General features: G+C 68.8%; 18 protein-coding genes. 11 read left to right on the top strand and 7 right to left on the bottom strand.

Features of this window, described 5'->3' with window-relative positions; genetic code table 11:
- Window positions 1–218: 218 nt before the first annotated feature.
- Window positions 219–1,925 (bottom strand): electron transfer flavoprotein-ubiquinone oxidoreductase, encoded by a 1,707-nt coding sequence (locus P4826_RS05685; RefSeq protein ID WP_317702933.1) that lies wholly within the window; start codon window positions 1,923–1,925, stop codon window positions 219–221.
- Window positions 1,926–2,072: 147 nt separating this feature from the next.
- Here P4826_RS05685 and P4826_RS05680 point away from each other — a divergent pair, with 147 nt between their 5' ends.
- Window positions 2,073–2,492, top strand: a complete 420-nt coding sequence (locus P4826_RS05680; RefSeq protein ID WP_317702932.1) for an acyl-CoA thioesterase — start codon at window positions 2,073–2,075, stop codon at window positions 2,490–2,492.
- Here the strand turns inward: P4826_RS05680 and P4826_RS05675 are convergent.
- Together P4826_RS05675 and P4826_RS05670 are read right to left on the bottom strand one after the other, a co-directional pair.
- Window positions 2,422–3,843 (bottom strand): ATP-binding protein, encoded by a 1,422-nt coding sequence (locus P4826_RS05675; RefSeq protein WP_317702931.1) that lies wholly within the window; start codon window positions 3,841–3,843, stop codon window positions 2,422–2,424. The two genes, P4826_RS05680 and P4826_RS05675, sit on opposite strands and share 71 nt — an antisense overlap.
- Window positions 3,840–4,508 carry a response regulator gene (locus P4826_RS05670; protein WP_317702930.1) on the bottom strand — a complete coding sequence of 223 codons (669 nt, stop codon included), beginning with the start codon at window positions 4,506–4,508 and terminating at the stop codon, window positions 3,840–3,842. Before P4826_RS05670 ends, P4826_RS05675 begins: the two co-directional genes overlap by 4 nt.
- Window positions 4,509–4,623: 115 nt before the next feature.
- On the opposite strand from P4826_RS05670, the gene P4826_RS05665 reads away from it, so the two are divergent.
- Window positions 4,624–5,322, top strand: a complete 699-nt coding sequence (locus P4826_RS05665; RefSeq protein WP_317702929.1) for a phosphatase PAP2 family protein — start codon at window positions 4,624–4,626, stop codon at window positions 5,320–5,322.
- Window positions 5,323–5,370: 48 nt separating this feature from the next.
- Window positions 5,371–7,140, top strand: a complete 1,770-nt coding sequence (locus tag P4826_RS05660) for a phosphoethanolamine transferase (protein WP_317702928.1) — start codon at window positions 5,371–5,373, stop codon at window positions 7,138–7,140.
- Between the two features lie 60 nt (window positions 7,141–7,200).
- On the opposite strand, the gene P4826_RS05655 is transcribed toward P4826_RS05660, so the two are convergent.
- From P4826_RS05655 to P4826_RS05640, 4 genes are read right to left on the bottom strand one after another with little or no spacing between them, the layout of a single operon-like run.
- Window positions 7,201–7,782 carry a peroxidase-related enzyme gene (locus P4826_RS05655; RefSeq protein WP_317702927.1) on the bottom strand — a complete coding sequence of 194 codons (582 nt, stop codon included), beginning with the start codon at window positions 7,780–7,782 and terminating at the stop codon, window positions 7,201–7,203.
- 15 nt (window positions 7,783–7,797) lie between these two features.
- Window positions 7,798–8,475 (bottom strand): tRNA-uridine aminocarboxypropyltransferase, encoded by a 678-nt coding sequence (locus P4826_RS05650; protein ID WP_317702926.1) that lies wholly within the window; start codon window positions 8,473–8,475, stop codon window positions 7,798–7,800.
- Entirely contained in the window at window positions 8,472–9,080 is a 609-nt protein-coding gene (locus P4826_RS05645) for a class I SAM-dependent methyltransferase (protein WP_317702925.1), read from the bottom strand. Before P4826_RS05645 ends, P4826_RS05650 begins: the two co-directional genes overlap by 4 nt.
- A 19-nt stretch (window positions 9,081–9,099) precedes the next feature.
- Window positions 9,100–10,305, bottom strand: a complete 1,206-nt coding sequence (locus tag P4826_RS05640) for an MFS transporter (RefSeq protein WP_317702924.1) — start codon at window positions 10,303–10,305, stop codon at window positions 9,100–9,102.
- Window positions 10,306–10,635: 330 nt separating this feature from the next.
- Between P4826_RS05640 and P4826_RS05635 the strand changes: the two genes are divergently transcribed.
- The 8 genes from P4826_RS05635 to hrpA all read left to right on the top strand — a co-directional run bounded on the left by P4826_RS05635 (window position 10,636) and on the right by hrpA (window position 21,590).
- Entirely contained in the window at window positions 10,636–11,403 is a 768-nt protein-coding gene (locus P4826_RS05635) for an energy-coupling factor ABC transporter ATP-binding protein (RefSeq protein WP_317702923.1), read from the top strand.
- A gap of 9 nt (window positions 11,404–11,412) precedes the next feature.
- Window positions 11,413–12,006, top strand: coding sequence for a CbiQ family ECF transporter T component (locus P4826_RS05630; RefSeq protein WP_317702922.1), 594 nt, complete (start codon window positions 11,413–11,415; stop codon window positions 12,004–12,006).
- Window positions 12,007–12,036: 30 nt separating this feature from the next.
- Complete coding sequence (locus tag P4826_RS05625; protein WP_317702921.1) at window positions 12,037–12,621, top strand: biotin transporter BioY; 585 nt, start codon at window positions 12,037–12,039, stop codon at window positions 12,619–12,621.
- Window positions 12,618–14,111 carry a class I adenylate-forming enzyme family protein gene (locus tag P4826_RS05620; protein WP_425605227.1) on the top strand — a complete coding sequence of 498 codons (1,494 nt, stop codon included), beginning with the start codon at window positions 12,618–12,620 and terminating at the stop codon, window positions 14,109–14,111. Before P4826_RS05625 ends, P4826_RS05620 begins: the two co-directional genes overlap by 4 nt.
- A gap of 5 nt (window positions 14,112–14,116) precedes the next feature.
- A complete protein-coding gene (locus tag P4826_RS05615; RefSeq protein ID WP_317703715.1) occupies window positions 14,117–15,274 on the top strand; it encodes a thiolase family protein in 1,158 nt (385 codons plus the stop codon).
- Window positions 15,275–15,279: 5 nt separating this feature from the next.
- Window positions 15,280–15,978 carry a nitroreductase gene (locus tag P4826_RS05610; protein WP_317702920.1) on the top strand — a complete coding sequence of 233 codons (699 nt, stop codon included), beginning with the start codon at window positions 15,280–15,282 and terminating at the stop codon, window positions 15,976–15,978.
- A 133-nt stretch (window positions 15,979–16,111) separates the two neighbouring features.
- On the top strand, window positions 16,112–17,449 hold the full coding sequence (locus P4826_RS05605) for an NAD(P)H-dependent oxidoreductase (RefSeq protein ID WP_317702919.1): 1,338 nt from the start codon (window positions 16,112–16,114) through the stop codon (window positions 17,447–17,449).
- Window positions 17,450–17,492: 43 nt separating this feature from the next.
- Complete coding sequence (gene hrpA, locus P4826_RS05600; protein WP_317702918.1) at window positions 17,493–21,590, top strand: ATP-dependent RNA helicase HrpA; 4,098 nt, start codon at window positions 17,493–17,495, stop codon at window positions 21,588–21,590.
- Window positions 21,591–21,632: the final 42 nt, after the last annotated feature.

The following is a 21,632-nucleotide window of genomic DNA, read 5'->3' as shown; positions in this document are numbered from 1 at the left end:
TCAATCTCCAGTGGAACGTGCGGTGTTTCCTGTGCTTGTTATTCCAGGCCGATGCAGGAAGGTCATGCGGCTGGCACGCGAGTCTAGCGTTTGCGCGGTCTGGTCGCGTCGGTTGTTCCCCGTACCGGCGACACTTTAACGGTTTTAATGGAATTGGCCTGCAGCGCTTGATATACAAGCGCAGCAAGCTATCAAAATCATTGCTGCCAGGGCTGGGCTTACATGCCCGAATAGTTCGGGCCGCCGCCGCCTTCGGGTGTCACCCAGACGATGTTTTGCGTAGGGTCCTTGATGTCGCAGGTCTTGCAGTGCACGCAGTTCTGCGCGTTGATCTGCAGCCGCTGGGCGTTGCCGCCCTGGGCCTCGTCGGGCACGAACTCGTACACGCCGGCGGGGCAGTAGCGGCTCTCGGGGCCGGCGTACTTGGCCAGGTTCACGTTCACCGGCACGCTGGCGTCCTTGAGCGTCAGGTGCGCGGGCTGGTTCTCGCTGTGATTGGTGTTGCTGATGAAGACGCTGGACAGGCGGTCGAAGGTCAGCTTGCCATCGGGCTTGGGGTAGACGATGGGCTTGCACTCGGCGGCGGGCTTCAGGTAGGCGTGATCCGGCGTATCGCGGCGCAGCGTCCAGGGAATGTGACCGCGCAGCGCGAACTGCTCGATACCGTTCATTGCCGAGGCCATCACCAGGCCCTTCTTGAACCAGGCCTTGAAGTTGCGCGACTTGTTCAGCTCGGTGTAGAGCCAGCTGGCCTCGAAGGCCTTGGGGTAGGCGGTCAGCTCATCATGCTGGCGACCGGCGCCAATGGCATCGAACGCGGCCTCGGCGGCCAGCATGCCGGTCTTGATGGCGGCGTGGCTGCCCTTGATGCGGCTGACGTTCAAAAAGCCCGCGTCGCAACCCACCAGGGCGCCGCCAGGGAAGACGAACTTGGGCAGGCTCAGCAGGCCGCCCGCCGTGATGGCGCGCGCGCCATAGCCCAGGCGCTTGGCCGGCTTGATGCCCTTGGCCTCGTCGCCCTCCAGGTACCAGCGGATGTTGGGGTGCAGCTTCCAGCGCTGCATCTCCTCGAACGGACTCAGGTAGGGGTTGCTGTAGTCCAGGCCGGTGATGAAGCCCAGCGTGACCTTGTTGTCCTCCAGGTGGTAGAGGAAGGCGCCGCCGTAGGTGTTGTTGTCCATGGGCCAGCCGGCGGTGTGCAGCACGAAGCCGGGCTGGTGGCGCTTGGGGTCGATCTCCCACAGCTCCTTGATGCCTATGCCGTACGTTTGCGGGTCGCTCTCGGCGTCCAGCTGGTACTTGGCGATGATCTGCTTGCCCAGATGGCCGCGTGCGCCCTCGGCAAAGATGGTGTATTTGGCATGCAGCTCCATGCCCAGCTGGAAGTCCCCCGTGGGCTCACCCTCCTTGCTGATGCCCATGTTGCCGGTGGCCACGCCCTTGACCGAGCCGTCGTCGTTGTACAGCACCTCGGCCGCGGCAAAGCCGGGGAAGATCTCCACGCCCAGGCCTTCCGCTTGCTCGGCCATCCAGCGCACCACGTTGCCCAGGCTGACGATGTAGTTGCCGTGGTTCTGAAAGCAGCCGGGCAGCAGGAAGTTGGGCGTGCGAAACGACGAGGACTCGCCCAGGAACACCATGGCGTCGTCGGTGACGGGCTGGTTCAAGGGCGCGCCCTTGGCCTTCCAGTCGGGGATCAGCTCGGTGATTGCCTTCGGATCCATGATGGCGCCCGAGAGGATGTGCGCGCCGGGTTCAGACCCCTTTTCCAGCACCACCACCGATACCTCCTGGCCTTTTTCTGCCGCCAGCTGCTTCAGGCGAATCGCCGTGGCCAGCCCGCCGGGGCCGCCGCCGACGATGACCACGTCGTATTCCATGGCTTCGCGTGGGCCGTAGGTGCTGAGGATTTCTTCGTTCGTCATGGGTGTCTCTATTGCTTGGATCGTTGGAAAATGGGCCGGCCCAAGCAGCCATGCGGCTGCGGCCGTGTTGGCGATGATTGTATTCACGCCAACACGGAACCGTGGCAAGCCCAGCTTGCCCTGTTTGAACGACTTACCAAGACCACCATGAAAATCGAGATTGCCGAACATAAGAAGCTGGCCCACAGCATGGAGCTGGATGTGCGCTGGGGCGACATGGACGCCATGGGCCATGTGAACAACGCGGTGTACTTTCGCTATATGGAGAGCGTGCGCGTCGAGTGGATGCGGGCCGTGGGTTGCGAGCCCAGCCCCAAGGGCCAGGGGCCGGTGATCGTGAATGCATTCTGCAACTTCTACCGCCAGCTCGAATACCCGGCCCGGCTGCTGCTCAAGCTCTATGTGAGCGACCCGGCGCGCACCACGTTCGAGACCTGGACCACCATCGAGCGCCTGGATCAGCCCGGCGTGCTGGCCGCCGCCGGCGGGGCCACGGTCATCTGGGTGGACTTTCCGGCGCAAAAGGCGGTGCCGCTGCCGGACTGGATGCGTGCGCTGGTGCTGTAGCGGCGCCTAACCGCAGGCGCGCCTCGAAGCCGCCGCTTTCACCTGGCAGCGGTGATGTCAATGTCAGTCCCGCACCGTGCTTTGCGGCAATGGTGGCCACGATGGACAGGCCCAGGCCGTAGCCCGCGCGCTCGGCGCTGTCGCGCACATGGCGCTGCTGCAGGGCCTGCAGGCGCGCGCCGTCCACGCCCGGGCCATGGTCGCGCACGGTGAGCATGCTGCCGGGGCCGACGATGAGCTCCACGGCGCTGCTGCCGGCGTAGTGCAGCGCGTTCTCCACCAGGTTGCGCAGCGCAATCGCCAGTGCGTCGAAGTCGCCCAGGGCGATGGGCCCCGGCCCGGCGTAGTCCAGCACCAGGTCGAGCCTGTCCACGGCCACATCGTCCTGCCAGAACTCCTGCGCCACCGTGGTTGCCAGCTGGCCCAGATCCACGGGCTGGCGCGCAAAGGGAGCACTCGACTCGGCGCGCGACAGCTGCAGCAGCTTCTCGGTGCGCAGGCCCAGCGTGTGCAGGGCGTTGATGGCGGCCTGCACGTCGCCCTGGCTCAGGCCATGCTCCAGCGCCGTCTGCAGGCGCAGGCGCGCGGCGGCCAGCGGCGTGCGCAGCTCGTGCGCGGCGTTCGCCGCCAGGGCGCGCTCCACGTCCAGGGCATGGGCCAGGCGTTCGAGCAGGCGGTTCACATGGTCTTCCACGCTGCGCAGCTCGCGCGGCAGGCCGGCCAGGGCAATCGGGGTGAGCAGCTGGCCGCCCCGCAGGCTGATCTCGTGCGTCAGCTGATCCAGCATCCTGAGTTCGCGCCGCGCTATGCGCCGCAGCAGCAGCGCCAGCGGCGGCAGCATGGCCAGCATGGTGAGGATCAGGCCGGTCAGCGTGCGGTTTGCGGCCTCGCGCCGCTCCTGCAACGGGTCGGCCACCTGCAGGTAGATGGTGCGCGTGGGGTGGATCAGCGTGTACACGCGCCAGGCGGGGGTGTTGGCAAAGCCCTGGGCCAGGGGCACGTCGAATTGCTCGGGCCTGGCCTCGGCCGAGCGCGCCAGCACCTGGCCGCCGGGCGCGACCAGCTGGTAGAGCACATCGGCATCGGCAAACGAGCCCGGGCTGGGCAGGATCAGCGGCCCGGCGTCGGCGGCTCGCGCCGGGGCCTGGTCCAGGTGCTGCAGCGCGATGTCGAACATGCGGTGCGCGACCTCGACGATTTCGTTGTCGAAGTTGTGGTTGATCTCGCTGTCGGTGTACCAGGCCACGCCCAGCACGCACAGCAGCCACACGCCGCCCACCCACAGGATGAGGGTGCGCGCCAGGCGCCCGGCCAGGCTTTGTGCGCGCTCGGCGTTTGGGCCGGCGCTCATGCGGCGTTGCCTCGCACCAGCCGGTAGCCCAGGCCGCGCACGGTCTCGATATGCTCGCGCCCGAGCTTGCGGCGCAGCCGGCTGATGAAGACCTCCAGCGTGTTGCTGCCGGTGTCGTCGTCAAAGCCGTACAGGGCGTCCTGCAGGCGCTCGCGCGTGTGCAGGTGGTCGGGCCGGGTGGCCAGCACGCGCAGCAGCGCCCATTCCTTTTGTGTGAGGGCCATGGGCACGCCGGCGCGGCGCACCTGCTCGCGCGACAGGTCGATCTGCAGCTCGCCCAGGTGCAGCACCGGCAGCTGGGCCGTGCTGCGCCGGCGCTCCACGGCGCGCAGGCGCGCCAGCAGCTCGCCGGGGTCGTAGGGTTTCACGAGGTAGTCGTCGGCCCCGGCGTCCAGGCCATGGATGCGGTCGCTGACCTGGTCGCGCGCCGTGAGCACGATGACGATGGGCCGCTCCTTGAGGCCGCGCAGCTGCGGCAGCAGGCTCAGGCCGTCGCCGTCGGTCAGGTGTAGATCGAGCAGCACAGCCGCGTACTGCGCCGCATGCAGCGCGGCACCAGCCTGGGCCAGGCTGGGCACGGCATCCACCACAAAGGCCTTGGCGCGCAAATAGCCGCAGACGGCCTGGGACAGGGCCTCATCGTCTTCCACCAACAGCACGCGCATGCCAGTCCTCGTCGCAGTCACAGGACTGCAAAGTGTAGGCCCGCGCGGCGGCCTGGCCCGTTCATGCTGCGTTCAGGCCAGTGGTCTACGGTTGCAGGCTTTGCCGGGTCTTGCCATGCCTTCCTGGACCTTGCGCCGCTTGTGGGCGCTGACGCTGTTGTTCTTCGTGCTGCTGGTACTGTGGGACGCCACGGGTTTTGATTTGCCCCTGGCGCGCTGGTCTGGCTCGCCCCAGGGCTTTGCCTTGCGCCAGCAGCCGCTCTTTGTGTTGCTGTCGCATGAGCTGCCGCGCATGGCCGGCGCGGCGCTGTTGCTGGCGTTGCTGGTGGGGGTGTTCAAGCCCTGGGGGTTTCTGTGCCGCCTGGCGCCGGGCGAGCGCTGGCAGCTGTGGCTGTCCATTGCCGGTGGGGCCTTGGCGATCACCGTGCTCAAGCGCCTGAACCACACCAGCTGCCCCTGGGATCTGGCCGAGTTTGGCGGCGTGGCGCGCCATGTCTCGCATTGGCTTTGGGGTGTGCGCGACGGGGGCGCGGGCCATTGCTTTCCGGCGGGCCATGCGTCCACGGCCTTTGCCTATCTGGCAGGCTGGTTTGTATTGCGCCGCAGTGCACCGCGCGCTGCCGGCCGGTGGCTGCTGGGGGCGTTGCTGGCCGGCATGCTGCTGGGCCTGGCGCAACAGATGCGCGGCGCGCATTACATGAGCCATACGCTGTGGACGGCCTGGATCTGCTGGGCCTGGGGCCTGGCGCTGGAGACGGCGCTGCAGGTGCACCGGCATGGCAGGGCTGTTGTTGCAAACCTGAACCAAGCCTGAACCCGGTCTTCAGCCAGGTTTCAGAGGCGGGGCCGAGCATGGCGGCCCATGTCTCAGACCCATTTCAGCAGCCTGGCTTCCAGTCCCCAAGCCCTTGCGGCGGCGCCGTCCGGCCCGGCCTGGCTGGCGTTTCTGCGCCGCGGCCTGCAGCGCGTGGATGGCTGGTTTGCCAGCCCCTTGTCGGCCCAGCAGCTGGTGCTGCGCCTGTCCGTCTACCTGGTGCTGGCGGCCAACTGGCCGCTGTGGCTGCAGCTGGTGCAAATCGGTGGCGCGCCCAGCATCTACCTGCGCTCGGTGGCCGAGATGGCGCTGCTCATCGTCTGCGGCATGGTGGCCTTGCTGGCATTCACCGCCTGGACTCGCGGCATGCGGCTGCTGTGGTGGCTGGTGCTGCTGGTGGCGGCGCTGGCGCAGTACTACATGCTGACCTACAGCGTGGTCATGGATCCCGGCATGGCCGCCAACGTGCTGCAGACCGATGCCCGCGAGGCGGCCGATCTATTGAGCCCGCGCCTGCTGGGCGCCGTGCTGGCCGTGATGGTGCTGCCGACCTGGTGGCTTGTGCGCGTGCGCATCCCGCCCATGCGGCCGCTGCGCCAGCTGGGGCGAAACCTGGCCCTGCTGGCCCTGGCGCTGGCCGTGGCCGCAGGCATGGTGGCGCTCAATGCGCGCCATCTGGCGCCGCTGATGCGCAACCACCCGCAGCTGCGCTACCTGATGAACCCACTGGCCAGCCTGTACTCGACCAGCGTGGCGCTGGCGCGGCCGGTGTTTGCGCGCGGCCGCACCCTGGTGCCGATGACGCAGGGCGCGGCACTGGGCGCTTCCTATGCATCTGCCACCAAGCCGCTGCTGTTCGTGCTGGTGGTGGGCGAGACCGCGCGCGCCGACCATTTCGGCATCAACGGTTATGGCCGCGACACCACGCCCGAGCTGGCCAGGCGCGGCGTGATGAGCTGGCGCGAGGTGCGATCCTGCGGTACGAGCACGCTGGCCTCGCTGCCCTGCATGTTCTCGCCGCTGGGCAAGAGCGCATTCGAGGCGCGTGACAATGAATATGAAAACCTGCTGGACGTGGCCCAGGCCGCCGGTCTGGCCGTGCTGTGGCTGGACAACCAGTCCGGCTGCAAGGGTGTGTGCGAGCGCGTGCCGCACGCCAACGCCGCCGACGGCCTGGGCGCGCAGGAGCGCAACCGCCTGTGCGACGGTGGCGAATGCCGCGACGAGGCCATGCTGCAGGGCCTGGATGAGCGCCTGGCGGCCATGCCCGAGGGCCAGCGCCAGCGCGGCGTGCTGCTGGTGCTGCACCAGATGGGCAGCCATGGGCCGGCGTATTACAAGCGCTCGGCCGATGGCGCCAAGCGCTTTCTGCCCGAATGCCGCACAGAGGTGTTGGCCAACTGCGCCCACGGCGAGCTGGTGAACGCCTATGACAACTCCATCGCCGCCACCGACGCCTTTCTGGGCCAGACGATAGCCTGGCTGCAGGGCCAGTCTGCAAGGTATGACACCGGCCTGCTGTACCTGAGTGACCATGGCGAGTCGCTGGGCGAGTACGGCCTGTTCCTGCACGGCATGCCCTATGCCATGGCGCCCGATGTGCAAAAGCATGTGCCCATGGTCGCCTGGCTGGACGGCGGCCTGCTGCGGCGCGGCCGGCTGTCGTCCAGCTGTCTGAGCGCCGGCACCGACGCGCCGCTGACGCATGACAACCTCTACCACAGCATGCTGGGCCTGCTGGATGTGCAATCGCCCACGTACCGGCGGCCAATGGATGCCTTTGACGGCTGCCGTGGCGCGGCGCTGGCTTTGAAGTAAAAAATGGCTGTAGCGCTTAGTGGATAAGCGCAAACAGCTATAAAAAGTGTAGTAATTGGCTCAGGCCTTCTTCTCGCGCGGCATGCGGCCCATCAGATAGAACTCGGGGTTGGGCTGCATGCCGGAAAAGTTGGCCATGCGGTTGGACAGGCCAAAGAAGGCGGTGATGGCGGCGATGTCCCAGATGTCTTCGTCGTCGAAGCCGTGGGGGTGGAGCGCCTCGAAGTCGGCATCGTCAATCTCCTGCGCGCGCAGGCAGACCTTCATCGCAAAGTCCAGCATGGCCTGCTGGCGCGGGCCGATGTCGGCCTTGCGGTGGTTGACCGCCACCTGGTCGGCCACCAGCGGGTTTTTCTCATAGATGCGCAGGATGGCGCCATGGGCCACCACGCAGTACAGGCACTGGTTGGCGGCGCTGGTGGCGGTGACGATCATCTCGCGCTCGCCCTTGGTCAGGCTGCCTTGTTCGCGCAGCATCAGCGCGTCGTGGTAGGCAAAGAAGGCGCGCCACTCCGCCGGGCGGCGCGCAAAGGCCAGGAACACGTTGGGGATGAAGCCGGCCTTGTCCTGCACCTCCAGGATGCGCGCGCGGATGTCCTCGGGCAGGGTGTTCAGGTCGGGCAGGGGGTAGCGCTGGGTCATGGCTGTCTCCGGGGTTCAAGAGTCGGTTGCGTTGAGCATAGTCCAGTGCGCAGCGGGCCAGTAGGCCTGCTGCCGGGCCATGAAGTCGTGCATGGCGGCGCCCAACGCGGCAATACCGGCGTTGGCGGGCTCCAGATGCCGCAGCGCCTGCTGCGTGGCCTCCAGTGTCGATAGCTGGTGCGGTGCGTGCGCCTTGCGGATGGCATAGCGCGAGGCCGGCACATGGTGCAGTGCCAGGCGCGGCAGGGCCTGCAGTAGGGGATTGGCCCAGAGCATCTTGCGGCTCTTGCGCCAGGTGCCGTCCAGCAGCACCAGGCGCAGCCGCTCGGGCGCGCTCAGCCAGTCGGCCGGCATGGGCGGTGGTGTGGGCATGGGGTGCTGCGCATCGGGCGGTGTGGGCGGGTACAGCAGCATGGCATGGCGCGGCGCCCGGGCATCGGCATCGCACCAGGGTTCTTGCAACAGCCTGGCCAGTTCTTGCGCCGCAAAGGTCTCGCCCACGGCCAGGCGGCTCGCCGGCAGGCACAGGTGCAGGAGCCGCGCCGTGCCCTTGGCCTGGTGCTCTTCCTGCGGGTGCATCAGGATCAGCACCTGCACCTGGCTGGCCACGCTGCGCACGGCGGGGCACAGGCAGGTTGCATCCGGGCGCAGGCAGCGCGGGCAGCGGCTGCGGCGCGGGGGCGAGGCGGTCATGCGCCGTCCCGTGCCTCCAGCGCAAACAGCGGCACCTGGGCGCGGTGGCTCAGCCACAGGCCGCCGCCCATGTCGGTGAAATGCCGCGCCAGGCCCTGGCGGTACAGGGCGGCGCGGTGGCGGTGCTGGCGCGCGTCGGTCAGGTCTTCGTCTATGGTGCCGCGCTCGTAGTCTTCCAGGGTCACGGCCTCCAGGTACAGCGCGCCCTGGCACAGCCGGCCCAGGTTGGCCAGCGCGCGGCGCAGGTCCTGCACGCCCAGGTAGGGCAGCACGCCCTGGCAGATGACGAAGTCATAGGGCGTGGCCGACGGGTAGTCCACCACCGAGCCGCGCTGCCAGCCAAAGCGCTGGCACAGATAGGCGCTGTATTCCACCCCCTGGTACTGCGCGCCCGGCAGGTGCCGCGCCACCATGTCACGCCACAGGCCTATGCCACAGCCCATGTCCAGCACCCGCGCCACGGGCACGCGCAGGTACTGCAGATAGCTGCAGACAAAGGCTCCCAGGCGTTCGGTGTGGGCAGGGTCCACCACGCTGGTTTTCTTGTTGAAGTAGTAGCGCTGGTAGTACGCCTCGTCAAACCATTCGTCGCTGGCTGATTGCATCACTTGAATCCTCGGAAACTCAACCGCGTGCGGTCATCTGTTGCCGCTGGCGCAGCCCCTGCCACGCAAGCAGCGCCAACACCACGACCACCAGGGGCAGCATGCCCAGGTTGATGCCGTCCCAGCCCACGCTGTGCAGCAGCTGGCCCGAGCCGAACGATGCCACGGCCACGGTGCCGAACACCAGGAAGTCGTTGAGCGCCTGCACCTTGGCACGCTCGGACGGGCGGTAGGCCTCGGTCAGCAGGGCGGTGGCGCCGATGAAGCCGAAGTTCCAGCCCAGGCCCAGCAGCACCAGGGCGCCCCAGAAGTGCGTCAGCGCCAGGCCCATCAGCGCCAGCGCGCCAGAGGCGGCGATCAGGATCAGGCCCAGGGCGGTGATGCGGCGTTTGCCAAAGCGATCCATGAGCCGACCGGTGAAGAAGCTGGGCCCGAACATGGCCAGCACATGCCACTGGATGCCCAGCGCCGCCTCGCCCACGCTGTGGCCGCAGCCCACCATGGCCATGGGCGCGGCCGTCATCAGGAAGGCCATCAGCCCGTAGCTGACCACGCCCGCCGTGGCGGCGACGATGAACTGCGGCGTGCGCACGATCTCGGACAGGTCGCGCGCGCCATGGGCCACGGCCTTTGGAGGAGCGGGCGGCAGGCGCAGCAGCAGCAATAGCGGCAGGGCCAGCAGCGCCAGCGCCGCCTGGCTGTAGAAGCTGCCGGCAAAGGGCGTCATGGGTAGGGTGTCGCGCGTCCATATCACCACCTGCGGGCCGATGACGGCGGCGATCAGGCCGCCCACCATGACGCGCGAAATGGCGCCGGCATGCCGTGCCGGGTCGCCCACGGCGTCGATGGCGGCAAAGCGGTAGCTTTGCACGCAGGCACCATAGAAACCGGCCAGCGTCGTGCCCAGGCAGAACAGCATGAAGTCCGACTGGCTGATGCCCCAGGCGGCCACCAGGCCCGACAGCATGCCCATCACCGCCCCCAGCAGGTAGGCCGTGCGCCGCCCCGCGCGGAGCATCAGCCAGGCCGCGGGCAGCGTGGACAGGGCCAGGCCCAGCTGGTACAGGCTGACCGGCAGCGTGGCGGCCGATGGCGTGCTCGACAGCATCTGCCCCACCAGGCCACCCAGCGAAATGATGATGGGTGGCGACGCGCCTCCCAGCGACTGGACGGCCACCAGCAGGCCAAGATTGCGGCGCTCCAGCGCGGCAGAGGTTGTGGTCATGGGCAGGGACTGAAGAAGAAGGGGGCAGCCGGCGTGCGGCGATGGCCTATTGTGCGCGTTTGGATTCATTTGCTTGCGGCGGCTACGGCCCATGTTGACCACCAGAAGCCGGCAAATGACGGCAAGAAGATGCTGATTTGTTGCTTTTTGCGCGGTCTGTCGCCAAGTGGCGCCTATCTGGGTCTAATTTTGACGGCAATTGGATGTTTTTGAGTGCACAAGTTGTCTGCAGAATAAAAGACGTTGTGTAGAAATGATGTGTTTTGTGTGCGTGATTGGCGACTTTTGGTGTGGTTAGAATTTGCGCAACACCCGCTTTGGAAAATCCGAATGCCGCCTGCGCCCACCCCTGCCACAAGCCCCTTGCTGGAGCTGCGCCAGGTGCATCTGCGCCGGGGTGGCAGCCAGGTGTTTGCCGGCCTGAGCCTGCACCTGGCCGAGGAGCGCATAGGCCTGATAGGCCACAACGGCGCGGGCAAGACCAGCCTGCTGCGCCTGCTGTGCGCGCTGGAAGCCCCGCAGGGCGGCCAGGTGCTGTCGCAGGGGCAGGACTTGCACGTGCTGCCGGCGGGGCAGCTGCGCGCCCAGCGCGTGGGCATGATGTTCCAGAACCCCGACGACCAGATCATCTTTCCTACCGTGCAGGAGGAACTGGCCCTGGGCCTGCAGCCCCAGGGCCTGAGCCGGCGCGAGGCGCTGGCGCGCGCCCGCGCCTTCCTCGCCGAGCGTGGCCTGGCCGACTGGGCCGAGCGCGCCGTGGGCACGCTGAGCCAGGGCCAGCGCCAGCGGCTGTGCTGGCTGGCCCTGCTGCTGGCCGGGCCGCGCACGCTGCTGCTGGACGAGCCCTACGCCAGCCTGGATCTGCCCGGTCAGGCGCGGCTGGCCGATGACATTGCCGCCTGCGGCCGGCAGGTGCTGGTGTCCACCCATGTGCTGGGCCCGGTGCGTGACTACCCCCGCGTGATCTGGCTGCATGAGGGCCGGGTGCGCGGCGACGGTCCGGGGCGCGAGGTCTGCGCCGCCTACGAGGCGGCCGTGGCGGCCGAGGTCGCGCATGCCCGCAGCGCCGCGCGCCCGGAGCTGCGCGCCGTCGCTTGAAAGTCTTTCATGGGCAGTCTCTACAGCGAACACCTGACCTGGCTGCACCGCTGGCCGGCCGGCGCCAAGCTGGCCTGCATGGCGCTGCTGGGCACGCTGCTGTTTCTATTCAACGAGCTCTGGCTGCTGGCGGCGGCGGGCCTGGCCTGCGCGCTGCTGTGGTGCAGCCTGGGGCCGGCCACGCACAAGGTGCGGCGGCTGATCCGCTCGGTGCTGGTGGCGGCGGCTCTGGTGGCGGGGTTTCACCTGTGGCTCGGCCGGCCCGACGTGGCGGCCGTGAGCGCGCTGCGCCTGGCCTGCGCCTCCACCCTGGGCGTGGCGCTCACGGTGACGACGCGCCCCACCGATCTGCTCCTGGTGCTGGATGCGCTGCTCGCCCCGCTGGCGCGCCTGGGCCTGCGGCCCGAGCGTCTGTCGCTGCAGCTGGCCCTGATGCTGCGCTTTACCGAGCATTTCTTCGTGCAGTGGCAAAAGCTCGATGAAGCCCACCGCCTGCGCACCGGCCGCCCCGGCGGCCTGCGTTTGATTGCGCCGCTCACGGCGCAAATGTTGCAGGCCGCGCAGCGCGTGGCCGACGCCCTGTACGCGCGCCTGGGCGGCTGAACCTTTTTACTTTGACCCAAGGACGTTGTCATGACCACCGCCGTATCCCGCAAGGCCTCCCACTCCATGGCCCTGGTGGCGCTGTTTGCCGCCCTGATGGCCGTGATGGGGCTGATCCCCAAGATCGACCTGCCGCTGGGCGTGCCCATCACGCTGCAGTCCCTGGGCGTGATGCTGGCCGGCTGCCTGCTGGGCGCGCGCCTGGGCTTTCAGGCCATCGCTCTGTTTCTGTTGGCGGTGGCGGCCGGCCTGCCGCTGCTGGCGGGCGGGCGCGGCGGCCTGGGGGTGTTCATGGCGCCCTCGGCCGGCTACCTGCTGGGCTACGCCCTGGCTGCGGGCGTGACGGGCGCGCTGATGCGCCTGCTGCCCCAGGGCCAGCCGCTGCGCACGGCAATCAGCGCCTTCATTGCCTCGGCGCTCGGTGGCTTGGTGTTCCTGCACGCCATGGGCATTGCCGGCCTGGTGCTGCTGGCCAAGATGCCGCTGGAGAAGGCCTTTTTTGCCGACCTGGTGTTCGTGCCCGGCGACCTGGTCAAGTGCCTGCTGGCCGCCGTGGTCGTGCACACCGTGGCCAAGGCCATGCCGCACTGGCCGTTTGGCGGGCGCGAGCGTTGAGCGCCGCCCTGGCCCCCGCGCCGCACGCGCTGGCACGACAACTGCGGCCCGGCGGGCCGCTGCCCGCACTCTTCGACTGGGTGCACGGGCCGCTGGCGCACTGGGCGCGCACCCGGCCCGATGCCCTGGCGTTGGCCAATGAGCGCCACCGGCTCAGTTTTGCCGAGCTGCATGCGCGCGTGCAGGCCCGGGCGCGCAGGCTCGACGCCGAGGGCGCACCCGCCACCGTGCTGTTGGGCGGCGACGCCGGCACGCTCGATGGCCTGGTGGACTTTCTGGGCGTGATCGCCAGCGGGCGCTGCGCCGCCATGGGCGATGCGCAATGGCCGGCCGTGGTGGCCCAGGCGGTGGCGGAGCGCCTGCCCGTGCCGGCCGGCGCGCCGGGGCAGGGGGCCACGCCGCTGTCGCCGTTCTACATCGGCTTCACCTCGGGCAGCACCGGCCTGCCCAAAGGCTTCATGCGCCACCACCGTTCCTGGGCCGAGAGCTTCCGCGTCAGCCTGCGCGACTTTGGCCCCGCCGCCGCCACGCGCGTGCTGGCGCCGGGGCGCATGTCGCATTCGCTGTTCTTGTTTGGCGCGCTGCTGGGCCTGTGGACGGGCGCGGGCGCGCTGCTGCAGGAGCGCTTTTCCGCCCCGCGCGCGCTGGCCACGCTGCAGGCCGGCGCCGCGCCGCTGCTGGTGGCCGTGCCCAGCCAGCTGGTGCTGATGCTGCAGTACGCAGAGCGCCGCCGGCTGGCGCCGATAGCGGGCGTGGAGCTGGTGCTGATCAGCGGCGCGCGCTGGCTGCGCGAGCGCACGCCGGCGCTGCGCCGGCTGTTTCCGCGCGCGCGCATCGTCGAGTTCTATGGCGCGTCCGAGGCCAGCTACATCGCCTGGATGGACGCCGACCCGGCCGCCCCCGCTCAGGCCGTGGGCCGGGCCTTCAGCAACGTTGATCTGCACATAGGCGAGCACCCCGAGGCGCCGGCCCTGCCCGCGGGCCAGCCGGGGCTGATCTGGGTGCGTAGCCCCATGCTGTTCATGGACTACGTGAACCAGGCCGACGCCACCGCCGCGCTGCGCGTGGGCGACTGGCTGTCGGTGCGCGACATGGGCCATCTGGACGCATCCGGCCTCTTGCACCTGTGCGGGCGCGAGAACCGCATGCTGGTCACCCAGGGCAAGAACCTGTTCCCCGAAGAGGTGGAGCAGCGCCTGCTGGCCCACCCCGCCGTGGCCCAGGCCAGCCTGCAGGGCGCGTTTGATGAGCTGCGCGGCAGCAGTGTGCATGCCGTGCTGCAGTGGCAGGGTGATGCGCCCGCCGGAGCGCAGCAGCTCGCCGCCTGGTGCCGCGAGGCGCTGGAGCCTTTTAAAACCCCGCGCCACTGGTGGCTGTGGAAGGGCGACTGGCCGCAGACCGCCAGCGGCAAGACCGACCATGGGGCCATAGCCCGCGCGCTGGCCGATACGCCCGTCGGCGCGTCGCCCCTGCTGGAGCCCTGGCCGTGAACGCCATGCCGATCCTGGCCTGGGCGCGCACGCCCGTGGCGCCCGTGGGCGGGGCGCTTGCTGCCTGCCGGCCGCACGAGCTGGCGGCCCCGCTGGTGGCGCGCCTGCTGGCCGACGCAGGGTTGCTTGCCAGCGCGGTGGATGCCGTGGTACTGGGCAACGCACTGGGCGCGGGCGGCAACCCCGCGCGCGTGCTGGCGCTGGCCGCAGGCCTGCCCGAGCGCACACCCGCCATCACGCTGGACAGCCAATGCTGCGCCGGCCTGGACGCCATCACCCATGCCTGCGGCCTGCTGGCCCTGGGCCAGGCGCAGGTGGTGATCGCCGGCGGCGCCGAGGCCTGGAGCCGCGCGCCGCTGCGCCTGCACCGGCCCACGCAGGCGGGCGCGGCCCCCGTGGCCTACGAGCAGCCGCCGTTCACGCCCTGGCCAGCGCGCGACCCCGACATGCTGCAGGCCGCGCTTGACGGCGCGTGCCGCCTGGGCCTGGCCCGCACCGCGCAGGACGCCTACGCCCAGGCCAGCCACGCCCGCGCCCTGGCCGCGCACGCCGACATGGCGGCCGAGATCGTGCCCGTCCATGGCCTGGGCCACGACACCTATGCGCGCAGCCTGAGCGCCGAGCGCCTGGCGCGCATGCCCGCCGTGGCCGCTGGCGCATCGCCGGATAGCCGGGACTGCAGCCTGAGCACCGTGGCCGTGTCGCCCAAGGCCGACGGCGCGGCCCTGCTGCTGCTGGCCACGCCCGCGGCCTGCGCCCGCCTGGGGCTGCACGCGCGCGCCCACTGGTGCGGCGCGGCCAGCGTGGGCGGCGCGCCCGAATCGCCCATGCTCTGCGCCGTGGACGCGGCCCGCGCCGCACAGGCACGCAGCGGCTGGCGGCTGGACGGCCTGCACGCGCTGGAGCTGCACGACGCCTTTGCCGCCCAGGGCCTGGCCTTCTGCGACGCGCTGTGCCTGCCGCACGCGGCCATCAACCGCGCTGGCGGCGGCCTGGCGCGCGGCCACCCCATAGGCGCCTCGGGCGCCATCGCCCTGGTGCGCGTGCTGGGCGAGCTGTGGCGACAGATGCGGGCACAGGGCGGCGCCGGGGCGCTGCGTGGCATGGCCTGCATAGCCGGTGCGGGCGGCCTGGGCACCGCCACCTGGGTGGAGATGGAATGATGCGGATGACCGAACCCCTGGCGCTGGCGCCGCTTGAAGATGACTACGAGGCGCTGGCCCGCGCACGCCATTCCGTGCGCGCCTTTCTGCCGCGCCCCGTGCCAGAGGCGCTGCTCGAACGCCTGTTGACCACCGCGCGCCTGGCGCCCAGCGGCGCGAACCTGCAGCCCGGGCGCTTCTGGGCCGTGCAGGGCGCGGCGCGCGAGCGCCTCGTCGCCGCCCTGTGCCAGGCCTGGCGCGACCATGTCCCTGAGGCCGAGGACTACGGCTACTTCCCGCGCCCCATGCCGCTGCAGCTGGGCAAGCGCCAGGTGGCGGCGGCGCAGGCGCTGTATGGCGCCCTGGGCGTGGCGCGCGGCGATGGCGAGGGGCGCGCGCTGCAGTTTGAGCGCAACTTCCGCTTTTTCGACGCGCCCGTGGCCCTGGTCGTGACCATAGAGCGCGACTTTGGCGCCGGCGGCTACATGGATCTGGGCATGTGCCTGCACGGCCTGATGCTGGCGGCGCAGGCCCAGGGCCTGGCGAGCTGCGCCATAGGCGCGCTGGCCAGCTACCCGCAGATCGTGCGCGCTGCGCTGGGCCTGCCCGAGTCCGAGGCCGTGGTCTGCGGCCTGGCCCTGGGCTGGGAGGACGCGCAGGCGCCCGTGAACCGCACACGCACCGAGCGCGAGCCTTTGGCGCGCTATTTCAGCGTGTTGCGCTGACCGGGTCAGGTCTTGTCCGGAGAGACGCCGGCGCGGCCCTGGGTTACGGTGGCCCCGGCTTGACCCACGCACCGGCCGCCTGTCTGCGGGCGCCGGCTTCGCCCCTCGCGGCGCTCTCTCTGCCCCCTGTTTCATGAGTCTTCACCAGCAACTGCTTCAGCGCGCCCGCCAGGGCCGCCCCATCCGCATCGGCCTGATAGGGGCCGGCAAATTTGGCGCCATGTACCTGGCGCAGGTGCCGCGCATGCCCGGCGTGCATCTGGTGGCGATTGCCGATCTGTCACCTGACAACGCGCGCGCCAGCCTGGCGCGCGTGGGCTGGCCGATGGAGCAGTCCGCCGCCGCGTCGGGCCAGCAGGCGCTGGCCGAAGGCACGACCTGGATCACCGACGACTGGCAGGTCGTCACGCGCGACCCGCACATCGAGCTCATCGTCGAATGCACCGGCAACCCGCTGGCTGCCGTGGATCACATCCTGGACGCCTTTGCGCATGGCAAGCATGTGGTCAATGTGACCGTCGAGGCCGATGCCTTTTGCGGCCCGCTGCTGGCGGCGCGGGCGGCGCAGGCGGGGGTGATTTACTCGCTGGCCTATGGCGACCAGCCGGCCATGATTTGCGATCTGGTCGACTGGGCGCGCACCTGCGGCTTTCCCGTGGTGGCGGCCGGGCGCGGCCACAAATGGCTGCCGCATTTCTGCGAATCGACGCCCGAGACGGTCTGGGGCTACTACGGCTTGACCCCCGAGCAGGCGGTGCGCGGCGGGCTGAACCCCAAGATGTTCAACAGCTTTCTCGACGGCTCCAAGCCCGCCATCGAGAGCACGGCGGTCGCCAACGCCACCGGGCTGGCCGTGCCGAGCAATGGCCTTTTGTACCCGCCGGCCAGCGTGGAGGACATTCCGTTCGTCACCCGCCCCCTGGCCGAGGGCGGCGTGCTGGAGCAAAAGGGCATGGTCGAGGTGATCTCGTCGCTGGAGAAAGACGGGCGCAAGATTCCCTACGACATCCGCATGGGCGTGTGGGTGACGGTGGAGGGCGAGAGCGACTACATCCGCCATTGCTTCGAGGAATACAACGCCCATACCGACCCGAGCGGGCGCTATTTCACGCTCTACAAGCGCTGGCACCTCATCGGCCTGGAGGTCGGCATGTCGGTCGCCAGCGTCGCGCTGCGCGGCGAGGCCACGGGCGTGGCCCAGGGCTGGAATGCCGACGTGGTGGCCACCGCCAAGCGCGACCTGCGCGTGGGCGAGTTGCTCGACGGCGAGGGCGGCTACACCGTCTGGGGCAAGCTGCTGCCTGCCGCGACTTCGCGCGCGCTGGGCGGCCTGCCGCTGGGGCTGGCCCATGGCGTGAAGCTGGTGCGGCCGGTCGCCAAGGGGCAGTCGCTGTGCTGGGACGACGTGGCCATGGACACCAGCAGCGCGGCCTACCGGCTGCGGCGCGAGATGCAGGCGCTGCAGGCCTGATACCGGGCAGGCTGAATCCGGGGCTGGGATAATCCCCGCCCCTATGCCTCTGCAGATCAGCTTCCCCGAATCCCTTCCCGTCTCCGCGCGCCGCGATGAAATCATGGCCGCCATGGCCGAGCACCAGGTCATCATCGTCTGCGGTGAGACCGGCTCGGGCAAGACCACGCAGCTGCCAAAGATCGCCCTGGCCTTGGGACGCGGGCGCTGCAATGCACCAGAGGGCGAGCGTGGCCGGCTGATTGGCCATACCCAGCCGCGGCGCATAGCGGCCAGCAGCGTCGCCAAGCGCATCGCCGAAGAGCTGAAGACCCCGCTGGGCGAGGTGGTGGGCTACAAGGTGCGCTTTGCCGACACGCTGCAAAAGGGCGCCTCTGTCAAGCTGATGACGGACGGCATCTTGCTGGCCGAGACGCAGACCGATCCGCTGTTAAAGGCCTACGACACCCTCATCATCGACGAGGCGCACGAGCGCAGCCTGAACATCGATTTTCTGCTGGGCTACCTCAAGCAAATCCTGCCGCAGCGGCCCGATCTGAAGGTGGTGGTGACATCGGCCACCATAGACGCCGAGCGCTTTGCCAAGCACTTTGCAAGCAAGGCCGGCCCGGCGCCGGTCATCATGGTGTCCGGGCGCACCTATCCGGTGGAGATGCGCTGGCGGCCGTTCGAGGAAAAGAAGGACTTCGACCTCAACGATGCCATTGCCGACGGCGTCGATGAGCTCTGGGCTGGTGGCGCGGGTGGCGACATCCTGATCTTCCTGCCCGGCGAGCGCGAAATCCGCGAGGCGGCCGACCACCTGAGAAAGCATTTGCAGCATTCGCCGGTGCTGCGTAGTGCCGAGGTGCTGCCACTGTTTTCGCGCCTGTCGCAGGCCGAGCAGGACCGGATTTTTGACCAGCACAGCCACCGCCGCATCGTGCTGGCGACCAACGTGGCGGAGACCTCGCTCACGGTGCCAGGCATCAAATACGTTGTTGACGCAGGTACGGCGCGCGTCAAACGCTATTCTTTTAGAAGCAAAGTGGAGCAGCTGCTGGTCGAGCCCATCAGCCAGGCAGCCGCCAACCAGCGCGCCGGGCGCTGCGGGCGCGTGGCCAACGGCATCTGCATCCGCCTGTACGACGAGGCGGATTTCAACCAGCGCGACCGCTTTACCGACCCCGAAATCCTGCGCTCATCGCTCGCCGGCGTCATCCTGCGCATGAAGTCGCTGGGCCTGGGCGACGTGGTGAATTTTCCGTTTCTGGAGGCGCCCTCGGGCCGGGCAATTGCCGACGGCTACCAGCTGTTGCAAGAGCTGGGCGCGGTGGACGAGCGCGGCAGTCTGCTGCCCATGGGCAAAGAGCTGGCGCGCCTGCCGCTCGATCCGCGCGTCGGCCGCATGATCTTGGAGGCGCGCGCGCGCGGCGCGCTGGCCGAGGTGCTGGTGATTGCCTCGGCCCTGTCGGTGCAAGACGTGCGCGACCGGCCGCTGGAGGCGCAGGCCCAGGCCGACCAGGCGCACGCCAAATTCGACGACGAGAAAAGCGAGTTCAGCGGCTATGTGCGGCTGTGGAATTGGCTCGCTGACGCGCGCGGCGGCAAGGCGGTGGCGAGCAGCCGCCGCGAGATGGCGGCGCAGAATTCTGTCGCAGCCAAGGCGCGCAACCAGGCGTTTTTGCCGGTGGCGCAGCGGGGCACGGGGGCGGCGCAGCCCTCACCCCAGCCCTCTCCCAGAGGGAGAGGGAGTGAAAACCAGGGCGCTGGGAGTTCTCTCCCTCTCCCGCCTGCGGGAGAGGGCAGGGGTGAGGGTGCATCCGACACCCACAAACTCAGCAACCGCCAGTGGGAGCAGCTCTTACGCCAGAACTACCTGAGCATCCGCCGCGTGCGCGAGTGGCGCGACATCCATTCGCAGCTGCTGACCGTGGTGCGTGAGCACCAGTGGCAGCTCAACGCCCAGCCGGCGGGCTACGAGGCGGTGCACCTGTCCATGCTCGCCGGCCTGCTCGGCAACATCGGTTTCAAGGGCGAGGAGAGCGAGGCCTACCTGGGCGCGCATGGCATCAAGTTCCACCCGCATCCGGGCGCGCATTTGTCGAAGAAGCCCGGGCGCTGGATCGTCGCCGCCGAGCAGGTGGAGACCTCGCGCCTCTACGGCCGGGGCATTGCCGCCATCGAGCCGCAGTGGCTGGAAGAGGTGGGCGGCCATTTGCTGAGGAAGCAGCTGCTCGACCCGCATTGGAGCAAGAAGCAGGCCGACGTGGTGGCCTACGAGCGCGCCACGCTCTATGGCCTGGTGGTCTATAACCAGCGCGGCGTGAGTTATGGCCGCATCGACCCGATCGAGGCGCGGCAGATGTTCATCCGCCGCGCGCTGGTCGAGGGCGAGTGGGACAGCCCCTGGCCCTTCCTGGCCGCGAATCACAAGACGGTGCGCAAGGTCGAAGAGCTGGAGCACAAGAGCCGGCGCCAGGACGTGCTGGTGGACGACGAGTTGATCTACGCCTTCTACGACCAGGCCATTCCCGAGGGCATTTACAGCGGCGCCACCTTTGACAAGTGGTTTCGCGCCGTCAGCAAGGGCCAGCCCGAGCTGCTGCGCCTCTCTAAAGACGAGCTCATGCGCCACGAGGCCGCGGGCATCACCACCGATAAATTCCCCAAGACCGTCAAGCTCGGCGGCGTGGACTGCTCTGCCAGCTACCTGCACAGCCCGGGCGACGCGCGCGATGGTCTCACCGTGACCGTGCCGCTGTTCGTGCTCAATCAGGTGAGTGAGGAACGCGCCGAATGGCTGGTGCCGGGCATGCTCAAGGACAAGATTCAGGCGCTTTTGAAAAGCCTGCCACAGCGCCCGCGCAGCCGCTTTGTGCCGCTGCCTGAACACGCCGAGCGCCTGGCGCAGCTGTTCTTGCAGGGCGAGCGCTGGCAGCAGGGCGGGTTGATCGACGTGCTGCTCAAGCAGGCGCGCGATGAAACCTCGCTCGACATCAAGCGCGCCGACTTCAAGCTCGACATGCTCAGCGCGCACCTGTTCATGAACCTGCGCGTGACCGACGAGCATGGCCGCCAGCTGGGGCAAAGCCGCAACCTGGGCGCGCTGAAAGCCGAATGGGGCGGCAAGGCGCGTGGGGCGTTCCAGGCGCTGGCGGAGTTGAAGCTTGCGGCCACCCCGGCGGCGGCCGCGTCTTTACCCTCTCCCCCTGGGAGAGGGCAGGGTGAGGGCAAGGCCGGCGCAGCGCCTGTTGCCAGCAGCCCTCACCCCAGCCCTCTCCCAAAGGGAGAGGGAGCGAAAACCCAGGCAGAGGCGCGCTATACAGCCTGGAGCTTTGGCGAGCTGCCCGAGCTGATGGAGCTGAAAAAAGGCGGCCATACGCTGATCGGCTTCCCGGCGCTGATCGACCAGGGCGACGCCGTGACCATCGAGGTTTTTGACGAGCCCGAACTGGCTGCGGCCAAACACCACCTGGGCCTGCGCCGCCTGTGCGCGCTGCAGATCAAGGACGCGCTGAAATACCTGGAAAAGAACATTCCGGATCTGCAAAAAATGGCCGTGGCTTATATGCCGCTGGGCACGCAGGAGGAGCTGCGCGGGCAAATCATCGACGTGGCCATGGATCGGGCCTTTCTGCAGGAGCCCCTGCCCACGGACGCGGCCCAATTTGCCCAGCGCGTGCAGGAAGGCCGTGGCCGCCTGACCCTGATCGCCAATGAAGTGGCGCGCATGGCGGCGGTGATTCTGGCCGAATACGCCAGCGCTCAACGCAAGATCAAGGATACAAAAAATGCGCCACAGGCCACGACTGACACGGGCAACCAGCTACAAAAACTGATGCCCAAGGGGTTTGTGGCCGCCGCGCCCTGGGTGCAGCTGCAGCATTACGCGCGCTACCTGAAAGCCATTACCACGCGCCTGGACAAGCTGCGTGCTGACCCGGCGCGTGACGCCGCCAAGCTACAGGAGCTGCAGCCCCTGGAGCAGCGCTACTGGCGCCTGGTCGCAGAGCGCAAGGGCCAGCAGGACGCGCGCATGCAGGAATATCGCTGGATGCTCGAAGAGCTGCGCGTGAGCTTCTTCGCCCAGGAACTGCGCACGCCGTACCCGGTGAGTACCAAGCGCCTGGACAAGCTGTGGGCGCAGTTGCAGCGATGAACTATCAAAAATGATAGCTTTTAGCGCTTTATTGGTGCGCGC

Source organism: Diaphorobacter limosus, assembly GCF_033100095.1.
GTDB lineage: Bacteria > Pseudomonadota > Gammaproteobacteria > Burkholderiales > Burkholderiaceae_C > Alicycliphilus > Alicycliphilus limosus.
This window is presented reverse-complemented; position numbering and strand designations above follow the sequence as displayed.